The sequence below is a fragment of the Nocardia sp. NPDC049149 genome (genome assembly GCF_043197455.1).
In the GTDB taxonomy this organism is placed as follows: Bacteria; Actinomycetota; Actinomycetes; order Mycobacteriales; family Mycobacteriaceae; genus Nocardia.
This window is the reverse complement of record NZ_JBICTD010000009.1, coordinates 345,625-362,547: the sequence shown is the minus strand read 5'-3', so window position 1 is coordinate 362,547 and position 16,923 is coordinate 345,625. Positions and strand designations below refer to the sequence as shown.

Here is a 16,923-nt window from a genome sequence, read left to right as displayed (position 1 = left end):
GCAAGAGTGGTGGTCGCGACCTTATGCTCTGGACCAGTCTCTCTTCTATGTTCGATCACGCTTCGATTGGGGAGGGCGTAACGGCGACGAGGATCTCGAGGGTCCCGGCTCTGGTTATCGCGCGGAGCTGGATTGTATCGGTTCAAAGCTGAGTAGACGCCGTATCGCTGGCACTGATGTCGAGTAGCCGCGGCGCGGTGCCTTCGTCGACTGGAGAGAACAGATAATGGCTCTTGATAATCGTGTCGATGTGACGTATTCGCGAGGGGATCACGAGGTATCGCGTGCGCACGAATGGCTTTCCCGGATGTCGTCGATTCCGGTGGAGCGCGTCCCGGTTGCACTGATCGCGCCGGGTTATTCGCCACGAATTAATACCGGTACCAAGGACGATCACGTCCGCTTGCTCACCGAGGCGCCGACGCCGCTGCCCGCGATCATCGTGCACCGCACCACGATGCAGGTCGTCGACGGCGCGCACCGGCTGGCGGCCGCGGTGGCGCTCGGGCACGAGACGATCGAGGTCAGATACTTCGACGGCAGCGAAGAAGACGCGTTCGTGCTGGCCGTGCAGGCGAACGTCGCGCACGGCCTGCCACTGTCGCTGGCCGAGCGCAAGGCGGCGGCCCGACGGCTGGTTGCCTCGCATCCGCAGTGGTCGGACCGGCTGATCGCGGGCATCACCGGGCTGTCGCACAAGACCGTCGGCGCCGAGCGGCGTCGTTCAGCCGGGGAAACTTCCCAGGTGAACACCCGGGTCGGCCGGGACGGGAAGGTCTATCGGCGCGAGGTTTCCGAGGGGCGCGGCATCGCCGCGGAAATGATCAAGAGCAGGCCCGACGCGTCGCTGCGGGAGATCTCGAAGCAGGCGGGCATCTCACTGGGGACGGCAAAAGACGTGCGCGACCGCCTTTCTCGGGCCGAGGCGCCCGACGCCCGATGTCAGCAGGCGGGCAAGCCTGCCTCCTTCACCCCGATCCGACGGGTGCCGGACGACGCCGAGGACGCCGCGGCCGTGCTCGGCGGCGCCGCGGCGGCGAAGCTCGGCGATCTCGGCGAGCTGACCGACCGCGGCGGACGGTCGACCGCTGCTCCGGTACAGGAACTGATTCTGCGCGGCCTGCGCAACGATCCCGCGCTGCGCTTCAACGACAAGGGCAGGACGCTGCTGCGCCAGCTGGCCGCCTCGATCATGGATATCCGGACCTGGGGTCAGCTGACCACCGAAGCTCCCGGCCATTGCGTCGATACGCTCGCCAGGCTCGCCCGCGCGAACGCCAGATCATGGCATGAACTCGCCGACAAGCTGGAGAGCCAGCCCGTGCCGAGCGAGGACGCGCAGTAAGGACTACGCCCGTGGCGCGCAGTCGAGCAGCATGAAGAGCGGTCGGCGGAAATTCTCGTTCCACCACGGATCTTCGGTGCGCTGCTGTGCCGTCGGATGTGGTTCGCGCAGGTCGGTGATGACGAATCCGGCCTCGGTGATCATCCGAATATAGGCCTCGAGCGAATAGAACTGCTGGACCGAGGCGACCGGCGAAACTCGCCCGGCGACATCGAACTTCTGCTCGACGGTGCGCACACCGAAATAGGCATCCATCGACAGCGCGGCGGCGTCGTCACCGTCGCGTTCGGCGCGTGCCGCGTAGAAGCACGGATGCATACCGAGCAGGATCAGTCGTCCGGTCGGGCGCAGCACCCTGGCGAATTCGTGGAAACGCTTGCCCGGCTGCGAGATACCGTTGGGCAAGCGATTCGCGATCACCAGATCGACGCTGTTGTCCGCCAGCGGAAGGGCCGCGACGTCGGCGTAATGGAAGGCTGTCACGTCGAGCCTGGCATCAGGATGCGTCCGCGCCGCCTCGATGAACTCCGCGCACGAGTCGACGCCGTGCACAAAGGCGGCGTTACGTTTGACGAGCTCTCGGGTGAGATAGCCTTCGCCGCATCCCGCGTCGAGGATTTCCAGGCCGGTACAGTCGCCGACGATATCCAGCAATGCGGGATCGGTGACGCGTATTTGATACTCGTCCAGCTCGCCGCGCACGATGTCGATCCAGAACTGCGCATTGCGTGCATAGGCGGAAGACACGCGCTCGTCACCCAACATCCCGACCTCATGTTCTGCGGTTGTTGCTACAACATGGATGTCAGTAGCTTAGTACTCGCCGCAAGCACACGCTTGTCCAGGACCGCCTGCTCCAGGCGATCGCTCAGCGCACGGGCCAGCACATCCGAGGCAAACAGCGGATCGTGCTCGCGCAGTACGGGTATCGCCGACGTGACCAGATAATGCAGATACGCTTCGTTGCTGCAGCAGATATCCTTGACCACCTCGGCCGCGGTATTCTGCAAACTTCCCCGCGCCGGTAACGAGAAATCGGGGGAGCGCGGCATATCGGCGTAATAAGAAGCCATCGACCACAATTCGTTGCGCCGCAACAGCGCATTGTTGTCCAGGCTGCGTGCGTAGGCGATCGAGGTATCGGTGTCACCGGCTTGGAGCAGCACACCGACGATGCCGCTCCGATAGGCGAACGCCGAATTGCGTTCGCGGGCATGCGGCGTGGTGTCGGCGGGGACGGCGCCGGTCAATTTGGTCAGCTTGTGCACGAGGATTCCGTAGCCGACCGTCGTATGCAGTGAGTTGGTGCCGCCGTCGAGGACGTCGATCAGCTGCAGGCCCTTCTCGATCAGCGGCGCGGTATCGGCGAGCAGCCCGCGCTGCTCGTCCGCGAACAGTGCGTTCAACGCCAAATCCTGGCTGACACCCCAACATCGGGCCAGGTTGAGCACGGTTTCGTGCGGGTCGAGCCGCATCATGCTCGACGCGGCGGCGAGCGTAGTGGCGACGTGCTGGGCCGAGCGGCTGTCGGTCAGCAGCGAGCCGACCCGCCCGTTCGAGACCTCCAGTCCGACGTCGTCGCACTCGCGCAGAATGCTGCCGAGGCGCGAGCCGTAGCTGCGCCGGGTGACGTAATCCGACAGCCCGGGCAGCACCGCGATCAGCTGCTGCAGCGTCGCCCCCGAAACACGATCGAGCCAGAACTCGTTGCGCCACAATCTCGACAGCGTGCTGGCCGGCAATTTCGACAGGAAAACCACATCGGCCATGCTGAGCATGGCGGCTTCGGCGAGGGACTCCAGCGGCTGCGGGGAGAAGAGCAAGGACCCGTCTGCCGGAACACTCATACCAGATCTCACCCCCAAGAGCGGTAGCCGCCGATATCATCGAATTGCGCTCGTGCGCAAGGACTATCCCACCCGCGGAACTACGATGGTGGCCGGTGTCCTCGGCCCCTATAGTGTCAGACTTTCTTCGAAATCGCGTTCGGTTGCGAAAAGTTACCAGGTGAACACTGAGCGCAGTGCATACCGGGTTCCGAGGATGTCCGATATCTTGCCGGTCTGCCGCTCCGCCAGTGGTTTTAGTTCGTTACGTTCGTGCTTCGGCACGGGTAATTGCTTGTTTCCGAGAGGAACTAGCTGAAAATGGCGACCACTTCATCGGATACACGGCGTGGTCACAATTCATTGCTATTGCGGTTCCCTCGACCACGATCCTTTGCGATGGGCAAGCATCGTGCGGGTGCGGCACTCGGCGAATCCGCCACGATCACCCGGCGAACGGCGGCCGATCGACGGTGCAGGCGGTGCCGTGGGCGGGCAACTCCAGGTCGATGAGATAGCGCTCCTGCAAGGCCGTGACGCAAGCGCCCGAGGGTTGGTGTCCATAGCCATCGGTGACGACGACCAGGCGGGCGTTGCGCAGTGTCCGCTCCGCTCGATACGCCGCGGTCACCGGCGTCGCCGGATCGAATCGATTGTTGAACAACAGCGCGGGGACGTCCGACCGCAACCCCCACGGTCCGGAATACCGTTGCGGGTAACCATCTTTCGGCGCGGCCCAGGAGGCGCAAGGCTGCCGCATGTACAACCAGAACGGTCCGTACACCGGCGCGACCTCGGCGACCTCCTCGGCCAGGCTCGGCCACGACTCTGGGTGGCGGGCGAAGGTGTTGTCCGCGCACGAGATCGCGGTGTAAGAGTCGAGATAACCTGGCGTCATCGTGCTGGCGCGCAACACTTCTCGCACCACATTCGCGTCGCCCGCGGCGCCGCGTTCCAGTTCGGCGAGCACGCGGGCCAGGCGCGGCCAACCCTGGTCGGGGTCGTAGAGCAGGGTGGCGTGTGCTTGCACGATCTCGTCGTAGGTCAGCCCGACCGACCCGTCGCCCGTCCCGACCATGATCGGACCCCGACGGGAGCGCGCGAGCAGTGCGTCATCGCGTGACCGGAGGTCGGCCTCGGTGGCGGGTCCGCTCGCGAAGGCACAGCGCGCGCCACCTGCCTGCGCACACAGCCGGAGGAACTCGCCGAGCACCTCCTGGGTGCCGATCGCGGTTTCCGCGATGACACTGCGAGTGTCGCTGGTGTAGGCCTCGGGATCGATCATCGATGTGAGCTGAAGCGCGCGGACCCGGTCGCTGAACAGCGCGCCGTACACCGCGCCGAGGTAGCTGGCGTAGGAGCCACCCTGATAGGTGAGCTTCGGCTCGCCGACCGCTCGGCGCAGCAGGTCGAGGTCGCGCGCCGCGTCGACGGTGGTGAGATGCCCGACCAGCCCGGCGCCGTGGGTCGCGCAGCCCGCCGCGTGTTCGCGGCTGCTGCGCTCGTCCGCACGTTCCTGCTCCTTGTTCGCGGGTGGAATCGCGGTGCCCTGCCAGAACTGTTGCTGCTCAACGGGATCGGCGAAGCAGCGGATCTGGGCGCTGCGGCCGACACCGCGCTGATCGAAGGTGACAACGTCGAAGCGGCGGCTCACCTCGCCGGGGAACAGCTCACCGCTGGCCGCCCAGCCGAAGCCGGAGTCGCCGGGCCCGCCTGCCGCGGCGAACAGCGTGCCGATGCGGGCGGCGGGATCGCGGGCGAGCTGCCGGATCACCGCGAGCTCGAGCTTGGCCCCGTTCGGCTGCGCATAGTCGACGGGCACCTCCGTCGTCGCGCACTGATATCGATCCAGCTCGGGTTCCTGGCACGGCGTCCAGGTCAGGGTCGGCGTCGGGACCGCGTCGGCCTGTGCGACGAGCCGCGCCGCCATCGGATTCGACGACTGGGCGCCGAGTCCGGTCGAATACGAACATCCGGTGAGCGCGGACACCGTCGCGGCGACCGCGGCGAGTACGACGAACCTCCAGATATGCATACTGCCTATCGTGTGCCGCCCGGTCCGGCGCCGTCGTCCTCCTTTGTGACCACCGCCGAATGTCATCCCACCTGTGCCGCGGTGAGCGGCAGCCTGGCCACCACCCGCCAGCCGCCCGCGTCGGGTCCGGCCGAGATGGTGCCGCCGAGTGCCGTCGCGCGTTCCCGCATCGTGACGAGTCCACGCTGCGTGCCGGTCGGTGGCGCGGCCAGGTTGCCGACCAGGCCCGCCGGATTGTGCACGGCGATGGCCAGCGCGGTTGCCTCCGTGTGCATGTCGATGTCGATCGGCTGTCCCGGCGCGTGTTTCATTGCATTGGTCAGCGCCTCCTGGACGATGCGATAGGCCGCCTGATCGACCGCGCTCGGCAGCGCGGCGTCGTCGATCGTGGTGTGCACGCGCACCGTGATCCCGGCGGCGCGGGCCGCGTCGACGAGCAGGGGCAGCTGGGCGAGTCGTGGTGGCGCGGTGAGGTCGTCGGTGGGGCCGTCGTCGCTGCTGAGCAGGCCGATCATGGTGCGCATCTCCTGCAGCGCGTTGACGCTCTCGGCCCTGATCGAGCCGATGACGCCCGCCATCGGTGTGTCGGTGCTCCGGCGGGCAAGCACGCCGAGGGTGGCCTCGGATTGGATGGCGATCGCCGACAGGTGACCGGCGATCACATCGTGCAGATCTCGCGCCATGGTTTTGCGTTCCTCGGTCACCGCCGCGCGCAGATCCAGCTCGGCGACCAGGCTCATCGCCTGTGCCCTGATGCGTTCGGCATCGGCAATCGCCTTGTGCGAGTAGACGGTGGTCGCCCACCAGATGGGTGTCGCGACGAAGGCGACCGCGAGCGCGGCGGCCAGCACGGTGCTGCGCCAGTCGCCGGTGACGAGCAGCGTGGCGAGTATGGCGGCCGCGGCGAGCGTCGCGCAGCTGGTCGCCACCAGACGCGGCAGGTTACCGCGCGCGTACAGCACCGCCGCATAGATGAGATCGGAGAACAGCAACCAGATCGGGACGGAGGGGCCGAGCGCGAAATCGATGGCCAGCGGGCCGATTCCGAACAGCAGCATCGGGACGGGGAGCCTGCGTCGCAGGAAGGTTGCCAGGCACATGACGACGAGCAGCAGCATCCGCACCGGCAGTGCGGGTTTGGGGGCGTCGGTGATCGTGTCGAGGCCGGCGAGGTACAGCAGCATGCCTACCGCGAACACGAAGACCGCGATCAGCGCGTCCCGTGTCGTCGCCGACAACGTCGACAAGTAGCTCACTCGGCCATGACAGCACACGAGGTGGCGGCCGAGGGTCCGCCGAAAGTAGGAGGCGGATCGACCCGATGGGGGACATACCGGAGGACCCCGCGGCGTTAAATTCTCGGAAAGAAGCAGGATTATAACCAGAGGGGACTCGAGCGAACTGGTTAGGATAACACCGGGCGTTAGTCGGGGTGTGGGAATTGCGAACTTCGAAGCGCTGTCAGTCGCCTACCAAGTGAAGCGTTGACATTTCTGAAAGCCGCTGTTTTACTTCCCCGTGGAAATAACGTTGACATTACCGCCGACATGATGTCGGGAGTGATGAAGGGGGTTTCCGCTCGTCACGTCGGCGTCGATCGAGTTCAACTGGGGACAGGTGGGATGATGACGCATAGTGACGGCCGTGAAACTGCGTTGCCGAGCGGGGGTGAAAAGTCCCCTTTGCACGAATGGCTTGCCAAGGCGTCGTCGATTCCCGTGGAACAGGTTCGCGTCGAATTGATCGCCTACGGTCATTCACCGCGTTTCACGGCGGGCACCGGCGCCGACCGAACGAGCGCCGATCATGTGCGGGTGCTCATCGAGACCGAGTCCGAGCTGCCCGCCATTATCGTCCATCGCGCCACCATGCGAGTTATCGACGGCGCGCACCGATTACGCGCGGCGATCGCACTCGGGCGACCGACGATCGCGGTCAAATACTTCGACGGATCCGATGATGATGCTTTCGCGCTCGCGGTGCAAGCCAATGTGGCACACGGACTTCCGCTCACACTCGCCGAACGCAAAGCGGCGGCGCGCAGGCTGGTGTACTCGCATCCGCAGTGGTCGGACCGGCTGATCGCCGGCGTTATCGGGTTGTCGCACAAGACCGTTGGCGCGGAGCGGCGGCGTGCAGGTGGGGAAAATGCCCGCCTGAACACCCGGGTGGGCCGGGACGGCAAGGTGCACCGGTTGACGGTCTCGGAGGGCCGGGGGGTCGCCGCCGAGATCATCAAGAACAACCCGGCGGCCTCGCTGCGGGAGATTTCCAAAGAGGCGGGGATATCCGTCGGTACCGCCAAAAAGGTCCGCGACCAGTTGTCCGGGCCTAGTGACGGTGTGCCGAGGCAGGCGGTCGAGCCGCCCGTGCAACGACTGCGTGGCGGTCCGGAACCGGCGGGCCGGTATCGCAGGGTTCCGCCTGCGACGGTGACCTCGACGCAAGAGGCAATCCTGCGTGCGCTGCGCAACGACCCGGCGCTCAGATTCAACGACCGGGGCAAGGTGCTGCTGCGCCGCCTGGCCGGATCATTCACGGATATTCATGCGCTGCAAGAACTCGCGGCCAGTGCGCCGCAGCACACGCGCGATTCCTTGGCCAAATTGGCGAGGGCTAATGCCAGAAGCTGGCAGGAGTTGGCGAGCAGGCTGGACGGCGGACTCGATCGCGCACAACCGGATTCGGATATCAATCGGACCGGATAGCTCAGCGCCACTCGTAAAGGGGGCATCGCCGGCAACGGCGGTGCCCCCAATTTCTTGGTAGCCCCGGTCGGTCGGCGCCTCGCGCGCCCCGGTCGTTGTGGCCTGTCTTATTGCTGATGACCTGCGGTTTATTCGGCAATGCATACGAATGCCATTAGTGGCAAGAATCCGGGTACGCGAGAGTTTGTTGAAATCGTTCTCGCTAATTCGTCCCATCGCTCCATTGCCGCATTCGGAATGGCTCTGATAGAAATTTGAGCGAGGCGGGAAATGCCGCTTCGCAACCAAAAGAAACAAGGAGATCATCATGATCGACGTCACCAACATCGCCGACCTGCACGACATCGACGCCACCTCGGGCGCAGCGGAGCTGGTTGCTTCCATCTCGTCCAACGGCTGCTGATTCAGGTCTGAGGCTTCGGTGTTCATGTGCTTCGGCACATGAACACCGGCCCGGCCGCAGCGGCCGGGCATTTTATTCTTCGCGCATTTTCATTTACGTGATTCTGGAAGGTAGCGGCTGTCCGATGCGGATCATCTTGTTTTCGACGGGAACGCTGAACAGCTGCTTTCTGCCGGTATGGATCAATTGGATGAAGGCGAATCGCGCCGCGGACACCGTCCGCGTCGTGCTTTCCAGGCAGGCGACGAAGTTCGTCAGCGCCCACAGCATTCACGCGTTGTCTGGCACGCCGGTCGCCATCGATAGTTGGGACGATCCCGTGCTCTGTGCCGAGTCGTTCGCACCACACACCTGGCTGGCCGACCACGACGTGCTCCTGGTCTATCCCGCGACGCTGAACACGTTGTCGCGCATCGCCGCCGTCGACGCGTCCACCCCGATGTTGAGCGCAGTGCAGTCCACCGCGGCGCGCATTGTCCTCGCGCCCAATCTGCCGCCAGGCGCCGATCGCAATCCGGCGGTGCTCGCGCTGCTGGACACGTTGCGCGAACGGCCGGGCACGGTGGTCGTCGACCCGGTGGCGCGGCCGAGCGCAAGCGTAGCCGAGAACGCGGCGGTGGCCCCGCCGATCTGGGACGTGTTCCCGATCATCGACGCCGATCCGGCCCGAAGGGTGGCCTGAGTGCCATGAAGTTCTATCTCGAAACCCTGGCCGACCCTGAGTATTTCGCTCCGCTGGAGCAGTGGCGGCTCGACGCCGTCCGGCATCCGCACCTGGCCGCGATTCCGCACGGCGCGCTCGAATGCTATGAGCTGCCCGACAATTGGCGGGCGACCAGTCGGGGACCGTGGACGGTTGTCGCACCGCTCGGACACGAGCTCGCGCCGCAGGGCTGGAAGGTGCACCTGGCACCCGCGCTGCCCGATGTCGCCGCGGTGCTCGCCACGACCGCGCGACTGTGCTTCGATCGTGGGCTGGCCTTCAAACACCCTGCCAGGCACGAATATACGTGGGCGCTCAACGGGAAATATGCGCCGCGCGAAGCCTCGGGGAAGATCGCGGTCATCTATCCGGACGCGGACACGGATCTGGACGAGCTGTTCGGCCAGCTGCTGCGACTGTTCGGTGACTACCGCGGGCCGAGGGTGCTCGGCGACTACCGCCTGGGTGACTCGATCGTGCACACCAGATACGGCGCGTTCATGGCGCGCTACGGCCGCGACGCTGCGGGTGAGCCGGTGCTGGCCCTTGCGGACGAGACGGGTGCGCTGGTGCCTGATCGGCGCGGGGTGCGGCCGTATACCCCGCCCTTCGCCGAGCGCCCCGCGACGGTCGACGCCGCGCCGAGCGCGACAGGTGCAGAGCGGCCGCGTCCGGTGTACACCGTGGTCAGCGCCCTGCACATGTCCAACACCGGTGGTGTTTACCGGGCCAAGCACATTGACACCGGCGACGCCGTAATCCTCAAGGAAGCAAGGCATTTCACCGGCTTCGATGCCGGGCTGCGCAGCGCGGTGGATCGGCTCGGCGCCCAGCGCGACAGCATGCGGGCGCTGGCGCACACCGGGGTCACCCCGGAGGTGCTCGACTATTTCACCCAGGGGGACAGCGACTTTCTCGCCTACCGATACGCGCCGGGGTCGACATTGCAGGAATGGTCGGCGGCGCGTAATCCGGCGCTGATCCAGGGACGGCCGGAGCAACCGGTGCCGGTCGAGCTCGCGCGCTCCTTCGTCGAATCGGTCACCGGGCGGATCGCGCAGCTGACGCGCCTGGTCGCCGCGGCGCACGAGGCGGGCGTCATCCTGGTCGACCTGCATCCCGCGAACGTGATCGTCGAGCCGGACGGCGAGCTGCGGCTCATCGATCTCGAGGCCGCCACCCGCGACACCGATACGGCGGCATTGTTCGTCGGCGCACAGGGATTCGTCCGGCCCGGGTCGGGCGGGCGGAGCGCGGACGAGTACGCGCTCGCCGCCACCGAGCTCTACCTGTACGTGCCGATGGTGCCGCTCACCACCTACATCACCGACGGGATGGCGACGCTGATCGACTTCGCCGCCAACACCTTTCACCTGGACACCGCATGGCGCGCCGAGATGCGCCGCCGGCTCTGCGTAGCCGACAGCGCCACGGCGGGCGGCGGGCGGGGGTCGTCCCCGGCGGCCACACCCGAGGACGCCTTCGCCCGCTACGCCGATCTGGTGGCCGAGAACCTCAGGCAAAGCTTCGATTTCGACAACCGCTATCCGATTCCGTGCAGCCCGGCCGGATTCGGCGAGTTCGCCCGCTTCGGCATCGGTCACGGTCCGGCGGGCGCGGTGTGGGCCCTGTCGCGCATCGGCGCGGTGCCCGACCACATCGCGGCAGGCTATCTCACCTGGCTGGAGAAGAATGTCGAGCAGTTCGGTGCACTCGGCAACGGCCTGCTCGACGGCTGGGCGGGCAACATCATCGTCAGCGCCGAACTCGGCGCCGACGACCTGGCCACCCGGCTGATGACGCGGTTCTTGGAAACCACCGAGCTGGCCGCGGCACCGTGGCACCTGCGCGGCGGTCTGGCCGGGCAGGTGCTGCTCGCACTGTGGTGGCGGGCGCACGGCGGCACCGAGATCGGCACCGACTGGCTGGAACGGGCCGCCGATGAACTGGAGCGCCGCGTCCGCGCGCAGCTCGGGTCGGATACCGCGGTGACCGGCTTGCTGAACGGTCTGTCCGGCGCCGCGCTCGCGCTGTTCCGCGCCGATGCGGTGCTGGAGAAGCCGAGCTACCTCGAGACCGCCCGCGTCGCGATGGACACGGAGCTGGCGACATACGTGTCGCACGACGCGGGCGAGCCGCTGCTGTATCACTGGGACGGCCAGATCCGGATGCTGAGCTATCTGGACCGTGGCAACGCCGGATTGTTGATCGCCGCAGCCGAACTCGGCGACGCATGGGATCCAGGTGCGGACACCCGCCTCGCGCTGCAACGCGCCGCGTGCAGCCGAGTCGGCGTGCAGCCGGGCCTCTACATCGGCCTGGCGGGCGGCCTCGCCGCCAACGCGGTCCTGCGGAAACGGACGGACTGGTTCGACGCCGCCTACCTCGACCGGTGCAACGAGCAGATCGCCGCGAGCATCGCCGCGTTCTCCGGCGCAGGCGCCCGCGGATTCCATGTGCCCGGCCAACTGTCGGCCCGCGCCTCCGCCGACTTCGCGACCGGCGGCGCCGGCGTGCTCGCGGTGCTGTCGTTCTGGCAGGGGCGCGCGCAGTCCTGGCTGCCGGGAATCTGCCAGGGGGAGTGGCGATGAGGGTGGCGGTGGTGACCGGCGGCTCGCGCGGCATCGGCGCCGAGATCTGTCTGCGACTGGCAGCGGCCGGATTCGAGGTGCACTTCTGCTATCGGCAGGCACAGCGCCGGGCCGAGACGATGCTGAGCAGGGTGCGGCTTCGCTACCCGAATGCCGCCGTGTACGGCCATCGGGCCGATATCACCGACCCAGGCGCGCTGTCCGCCTTCGCCGCGACGGTGGCCGAAACCGGTTGCCGGGTAGACGCACTCGTGCTGAACGCCTCGGGCGGAATGGAGCGCGACGCGCCACCCGGATACGCCGCCCTGGTGAACGGCGAGGCACAGGTGGCCGTTCTCGAATCGTTCGCGCCGCTGCTGCGGCCCGGCTCGGCCGTCGTCTATCTGACCAGCGTGCAATCGCACTTCTTCGGAACCATCGAGGAGTTCGACAGCTACTTCGCCATCGCGCAGAGCAAGCACCGCGGCGAGCAGCTGATCGAACAGTGGTGGCGGACACACAGTTCCGCCCTCGCGTTGACCACCGTCGTCAGCGACATGGTCGAGGGCACCCCGGCGGCCATGCTGATGGATCTGCGTGAACCCGCCGCCTCCGCGGACCGTCGCCAGGTGGCGCTGCGGTCGGGGGTGCCGCTGCCGACGGTGCAGACCATCGCGCGACAGGTCGAGCTCGCGATCACCGCCGAGCGGCCGCCGGGCAGCTACATCGACCACGTCGGTGCGGCCATCGAAACAGTCGGTACGACAACCGAGTCCGATCGGTAGGAAGGAGTGCACATGTACGACACCATGTATCGTGTCGCGACCCGCGGCGTGGTCATCGCGTTGGCCGGTGCCGCGCTTGCCGGTTGCGGCGACATCGCGAACCTCGGCAAGAACACCAACAGCTCTGCGCCGGGCGGTGATTCGGCTCTCTCGGCACGGGCGCAGGAGGTGGTGCTGCGCGGCCTCGGCGCCGCGTCGTTCGCCGAGGCGTGCGGCCGGGTCGATTGGGCGTGCCCGATCACCGGAATCGACGCCGAATCCGAGTACGTGGTCACCATTCGCTCCTCCGTCGACGACCAGCGGTGGGAACCCGCGGGGCGCGGCGCCCGCAGTGTGCTGCGGTATCTGCGGGACGCGCAGGGGACTGCCGAGGTCAGCGCGGTCAAATACACGAACAAGAAGGGCACGGTGCTCGACACGGCCGACCGGGTGACCGTGCGGTTCGGCGATTGCGCGCTGCCATGCGGGAGCCCCCGATGACGAGTTTGTCGACACCGCCGCTACGCAACGACGGCGCCCGGCGCGCCGATATCGACCGGATCATCGAAATCGCCTGCAGCACCGCCGCACTCATCGATTGCCGGCGCGATCAGATCCGGGACGTGCTGACCCCGATCGCCACCATCGACAGTGTCGACACCGAGATCGCGGATTCGATCGACCTGTTGAATACCGCGGGCGTCGAGTACGCCGCCTACCGGCAGGCCGACCCGGAGACCCAGCTGCGGGTGTTCCTGCCCGCGAACAATCTGCTGTACAGCTTGGCGCTTTTCGTCGCACTGCCGTCGTTGTTCTGCGGAAATGTGCTGGCCCGCCCGGCTTCTCGGGTGAAGTCCGCCTACCTCGAGCTCGCCGCGATCCTGTCCGACGGTCCGATCGACATCGGCGACCGGATGCGCACCTACTCGCAGGCCACCTTCGCCGAGATCTCGCAGGGCAGCGTCGTGGTCTTCAGCGGCAAGCCGGAGAACGGCCGCGCGGTCGACAAGGAATGCGCCAGTGGGCTTTTCCTCGGGTTCGGCACCGGCATCAACCCGATCGTGATCGGCCGCGACCTGTCCGGGCCCGAGCTGACCAACGCCGTCGAGGCCACGGTCGCCGCCCGGCTGTACAACAACGGGCAGGACTGCCTGTGCCCCGACGCCATTTTCGTCGACGCGGCGGTGGCCGACGAGTTCGTCGCCGCGCTGGTGCGCCGACTCGCCACGATCCCGGTCGTGTCGACCGGTACCACACCGGGATTGATCAGCGCGCCGCTGGCGGACATGACCACCTACGATCGCGCCGTCGCGGAGCTCGACACTCTGGAATCCGCGCTGGTGTGGACCGGCGAGATCAGCGCCGACGACCGGCATTGCCCGATCGGTGTCGCGGTCCGGCGGCTGCCCGAGATCGCCCGCTCGGTGCCCGAACTGTTCGGCCCGATCTTCAATGTGGTCGTCTACGACCACCTCGACCAGGTCGTCGACTTCCTCGACGCGCCGGAAACCGAGCCGTACGGGATGTACCTGAGTGTGTTCGGCGTCGCGGAGCTGGTCGGCGTCGACCGGGTCGGCAGCGCGCGAAATACCGGTGCCCGCACCGCCTTCGAGTTCGAGAACGGGCACGAGCCGTTCGGCGGCTTCGGCAGCAACGGCACGATCTCGGCGGGTGTCGGGCGCGAGCCGGTGGCACGGCCGCTGCTGCTGTCCGCCGAGCTGGCCCGCTATGCGGCCGAACGCGGAGGCGTCGATGCGCAGCGATGAGCCGGTACTCGGTCAAATCCGCACCGAGACTGTCGACACCATGGACTTTCTGCGCTGGAACACGCAGATCGGCCGGATTCTCGCCAAGTACCTCGAGACGCTGGACGCGCCGGAGGCCGAAAAGAACGCCGCCAACATCCTTTTCTGCTCGCCGCAGGTCATCGATTGGGCTGCCGCGAGGTACGCGGCCGCCGAGCGCGAGCAGCGGCCGACGCTGCCCACCGAGGTGTTGAACGCGGACGGCTGCCGGGTATTCGGCACCAGCACCAAGCGCGGCTGGCGCGGTGCGGCCCTTGCCGTCTCGTGCGAACGCGAGGTCGCGCTCACTGTGCTCACCGGATTGGCGATCGGCACCGGCGAGCCGCTCTGCGTGCTGCTCGAGGCCGAATTGTCCGCACCGGACAACGCGGGAGCCACCGTGACGCTGGGGAGCTTCCGCCATGGCTGAGCGCCGTACGCTGCCCGTGATCAACGGGGTGCCGCTGTCCACCTCGAAAATGGAATCGCTACGCCGAGAATTGGCTTCGGTGCTCGTCGCCGGACAGCATGCCCTGCTTGCGCCCGCACAACCGCGCGCCTATGCCTACGCCTACCTGATCGCACGGGAGCTCGGCGTCCCGTTCATCCTCGGCGCACCGCACCAGCAGGCCAAGGCTTTCGACACATATCGGACGATCGGCGACCTCACCGTGGTGGCGTGCCCGACGGGCACGCAGGTACCCCCTGTCCTGGCGACCACCTCCGGCACCAGCGGCCTCGGTCGATACGTCGCCTGGTCACCGGAAGCGTTGGCCTACCAGGCAAGTGCCACGACCGAACGTCTCGGCACCACGGAGACAACGCGGTACGCGACGGCGCTCGGCATGGGAAGTTCGTACGGGTTCAGCGTGTTCAACCTCGCCCTCGAATACGGCAACGAATTCCGGACCTGCGACGCGACCGCCGTCAGCGATCTGCTGGCGATGCTCATCGCGCGCCGGTGCGACAGCCTCGACACGCTGCCCGGCGTGTGGCGCTATCTGGCGCAGGCCATGCGCAGCGACGCCGATCTTGCGGATGCCGTGCGGGCGTTGACTGTTCGCGGCGTCGGCGGCGAGGTTGTCGCGCACGATCTGCTCGACTTCTTCGAGGACGCGGGCGCTCCGTTGCACAACGGTTACGGGTTGACCGAGGCCGGGCCCAACGTGGCGATCTCGATCGGCGCGCACTATTCGCCGCGCCATGTCGGAATCCCGTTGGCCGGCACCGAGGTCAGGATCGTCGACGACGAGATCCAGGTCCGCAGTGCGAGTGTCGCCGACCAGGTCTGGTCTGCCGAGCAGCGCCAGCTGATCCCGAATCCGGACCTGACCGACGGCGGCTGGCTGCGCACCAAGGACATCGGCACCCTCGACCCGTCCGGCCTGCTCGCCGTGCACGGCAGGCTGGACTCGATGCTGATCAGCCAGGGCGCGAAGCTGCATTCCAGCGTGCTGGAGCAGCAGGTGCGTGGCACCGAACGCACCGCGCCGGAAGTGGCGGTGCTGCAGGTGGATCCGTCGAACAACGGACGGCGGCGGGTGGTGTTGGTGGCGATCACCGACGCGGCCGACGCAGGCGGAGACGCGGAGCTCGCGCGCTCGATCGTCGCGGACGCCAGAGCGTTCCCCGTGCAGTTCAAGGCGCGCGACATTCTGCTGATGCGGCATGCCGACGTGCCGCTGACGGCCGCGGGGAAAGTGGATCGCCGCAGGCTCTCGGCCCAAGTGGCGGCTCATCTGAACGGATCGATGGAGATGCCATGCACGCAACTGTCGTAGATTATCTCGGCGCGCATCGCGCCGCGGGATACGAGACCGCGTCGGCTTTCGATCCCGGCCCGCACATCACCGACGCACAGACCGCGCAGTTGTCCAGGGCCGAGGTGCTCGCGCACTGCGTCGATGTGCTGCTCGACCGCAATCCCGAGGTGCTCGGTTCCCGGCTGGTCATCGTGGAGGCGGCCCAAACCGCCGGTGTCTACTTCCCGTCCAATGTCGAGGAGTACGCGCCAACGCCGACGCGGACCCACCCGCGCCTTGCGGCATTGCCGAACGACCGGCTGATCATCTCGCACGCCTGCGCGTCGGCGGGGTTGGCGCTGGCGGTCGGCGCCTCGCTGATCCACAGTGGCCGTTTCGACCACGCCCTCGTACTCGGCGCCACTGCACCAGGTTTCATCGAGGAGGCCGCGTTCGCCAGCGCAGGCGCGCTGACCGATCTCGACCATTGCCGTCCCTTCGATGCCAGCGCCGACGGCACGGCGCTCGGATTCTTTGTCGGCGCAGTCATTCTGGGCGCGGCCGCGCCGAACCGCACGGACCGCTTGGTGATCAGCGGAATCGGCGTGCAAACGCTCGGCCTCGGCGCCCAATCCGATCTCGACAGCCAGCTGTGGTGCATGCAGAGCGCGGCGCGACAGGCCGGGGTCACACCCCAGTTCGTCTCCGCGCATGCCACCGGCACCAAGCACGGCGATCGAATCGAGCTCGATGCGGTGGCGGCGCTCGGCCGCTCGCTCGACACCGAGCTGTACGTCTCGTCCTGCAAGGGCGAGGTGGGCCATTCGGTGCATTCGGCCGGATTGGCCTCGGCCATGGTCGCTTTCGAGACGCTGCGGGGAGGCCGGATCTTCGGTACCCAGCATTGCCTCGATCCGATCGAGGCCGTCGGTGCGCAGGTCGTCGCGCACGGCCGCACCGTCGAGAACGCCGGACCGAAGGCAGGGATCGTCAACTCCTTCGGGTTCGGCGGGACATCGTGCTCGATTCTGGTTCAGATATGA

The 16,923-nt window shown here is 67.0% G+C and carries 14 protein-coding genes; 10 read left to right on the top strand and 4 right to left on the bottom strand.

What is annotated here, in order from left to right; translation table 11 throughout:
• Positions 1-250 precede the first annotated feature (250 nt).
• The gene (locus ACGFNJ_RS33190; RefSeq protein ID WP_393457339.1) at positions 251-1,345 is read left to right on the top strand and encodes a ParB N-terminal domain-containing protein; all 1,095 of its coding nucleotides are present in this window, start codon (positions 251-253) and stop codon (positions 1,343-1,345) included.
• Positions 1,346-1,348: 3 nt separating this feature from the next.
• On the opposite strand, the gene ACGFNJ_RS33185 is transcribed toward ACGFNJ_RS33190, so the two are convergent.
• The 4 genes from ACGFNJ_RS33185 to ACGFNJ_RS33170 all read right to left on the bottom strand — a co-directional run bounded on the left by ACGFNJ_RS33185 (position 1,349) and on the right by ACGFNJ_RS33170 (position 6,462).
• A complete protein-coding gene (locus tag ACGFNJ_RS33185; RefSeq protein WP_393457336.1) occupies positions 1,349-2,092 on the bottom strand; it encodes a class I SAM-dependent methyltransferase in 744 nt (247 codons plus the stop codon).
• A gap of 44 nt (positions 2,093-2,136) precedes the next feature.
• Positions 2,137-3,192, bottom strand: coding sequence for a hypothetical protein (locus tag ACGFNJ_RS33180; protein ID WP_393457333.1), 1,056 nt, complete (start codon positions 3,190-3,192; stop codon positions 2,137-2,139).
• A gap of 424 nt (positions 3,193-3,616) precedes the next feature.
• Positions 3,617-5,206 carry an alpha/beta fold hydrolase gene (locus tag ACGFNJ_RS33175; RefSeq protein ID WP_393457330.1) on the bottom strand — a complete coding sequence of 530 codons (1,590 nt, stop codon included), beginning with the start codon at positions 5,204-5,206 and terminating at the stop codon, positions 3,617-3,619.
• A 62-nt stretch (positions 5,207-5,268) separates the two neighbouring features.
• Positions 5,269-6,462 (bottom strand): sensor histidine kinase, encoded by a 1,194-nt coding sequence (locus tag ACGFNJ_RS33170; RefSeq protein WP_393457327.1) that lies wholly within the window; start codon positions 6,460-6,462, stop codon positions 5,269-5,271.
• A gap of 462 nt (positions 6,463-6,924) precedes the next feature.
• On the opposite strand from ACGFNJ_RS33170, the gene ACGFNJ_RS33165 reads away from it, so the two are divergent.
• The 9 genes from ACGFNJ_RS33165 to ACGFNJ_RS33125 all read left to right on the top strand — a co-directional run bounded on the left by ACGFNJ_RS33165 (position 6,925) and on the right by ACGFNJ_RS33125 (position 16,923).
• A complete protein-coding gene (locus ACGFNJ_RS33165) occupies positions 6,925-7,914 on the top strand; it encodes a ParB/RepB/Spo0J family partition protein (RefSeq protein WP_393457324.1) in 990 nt (329 codons plus the stop codon).
• Between the two features lie 527 nt (positions 7,915-8,441).
• Entirely contained in the window at positions 8,442-8,999 is a 558-nt protein-coding gene (locus ACGFNJ_RS33160; protein ID WP_393457321.1) for a flavoprotein, read from the top strand.
• Between the two features lie 5 nt (positions 9,000-9,004).
• Positions 9,005-11,611, top strand: a complete 2,607-nt coding sequence (locus ACGFNJ_RS33155) for a hypothetical protein (protein ID WP_393457319.1) — start codon at positions 9,005-9,007, stop codon at positions 11,609-11,611.
• Positions 11,608-12,375 (top strand): SDR family oxidoreductase, encoded by a 768-nt coding sequence (locus tag ACGFNJ_RS33150; protein ID WP_393457316.1) that lies wholly within the window; start codon positions 11,608-11,610, stop codon positions 12,373-12,375. Before ACGFNJ_RS33155 ends, ACGFNJ_RS33150 begins: the two co-directional genes overlap by 4 nt.
• A 12-nt stretch (positions 12,376-12,387) precedes the next feature.
• On the top strand, positions 12,388-12,855 hold the full coding sequence (locus ACGFNJ_RS33145; protein WP_393457313.1) for a hypothetical protein: 468 nt from the start codon (positions 12,388-12,390) through the stop codon (positions 12,853-12,855).
• Positions 12,852-14,120, top strand: a complete 1,269-nt coding sequence (locus ACGFNJ_RS33140; protein ID WP_393457310.1) for an aldehyde dehydrogenase family protein — start codon at positions 12,852-12,854, stop codon at positions 14,118-14,120. Before ACGFNJ_RS33145 ends, ACGFNJ_RS33140 begins: the two co-directional genes overlap by 4 nt.
• A complete protein-coding gene (locus ACGFNJ_RS33135; protein ID WP_393457307.1) occupies positions 14,107-14,568 on the top strand; it encodes a hypothetical protein in 462 nt (153 codons plus the stop codon). Before ACGFNJ_RS33140 ends, ACGFNJ_RS33135 begins: the two co-directional genes overlap by 14 nt.
• Positions 14,561-15,919 (top strand): AMP-binding protein, encoded by a 1,359-nt coding sequence (locus tag ACGFNJ_RS33130; RefSeq protein ID WP_393457304.1) that lies wholly within the window; start codon positions 14,561-14,563, stop codon positions 15,917-15,919. The genes ACGFNJ_RS33135 and ACGFNJ_RS33130 overlap by 8 nt, the downstream gene beginning before the upstream one ends.
• Positions 15,901-16,923: a beta-ketoacyl synthase N-terminal-like domain-containing protein gene (locus ACGFNJ_RS33125; protein WP_393457302.1), complete on the top strand. Its 1,023-nt coding sequence runs from the start codon at positions 15,901-15,903 to the stop codon at positions 16,921-16,923. The genes ACGFNJ_RS33130 and ACGFNJ_RS33125 overlap by 19 nt, the downstream gene beginning before the upstream one ends.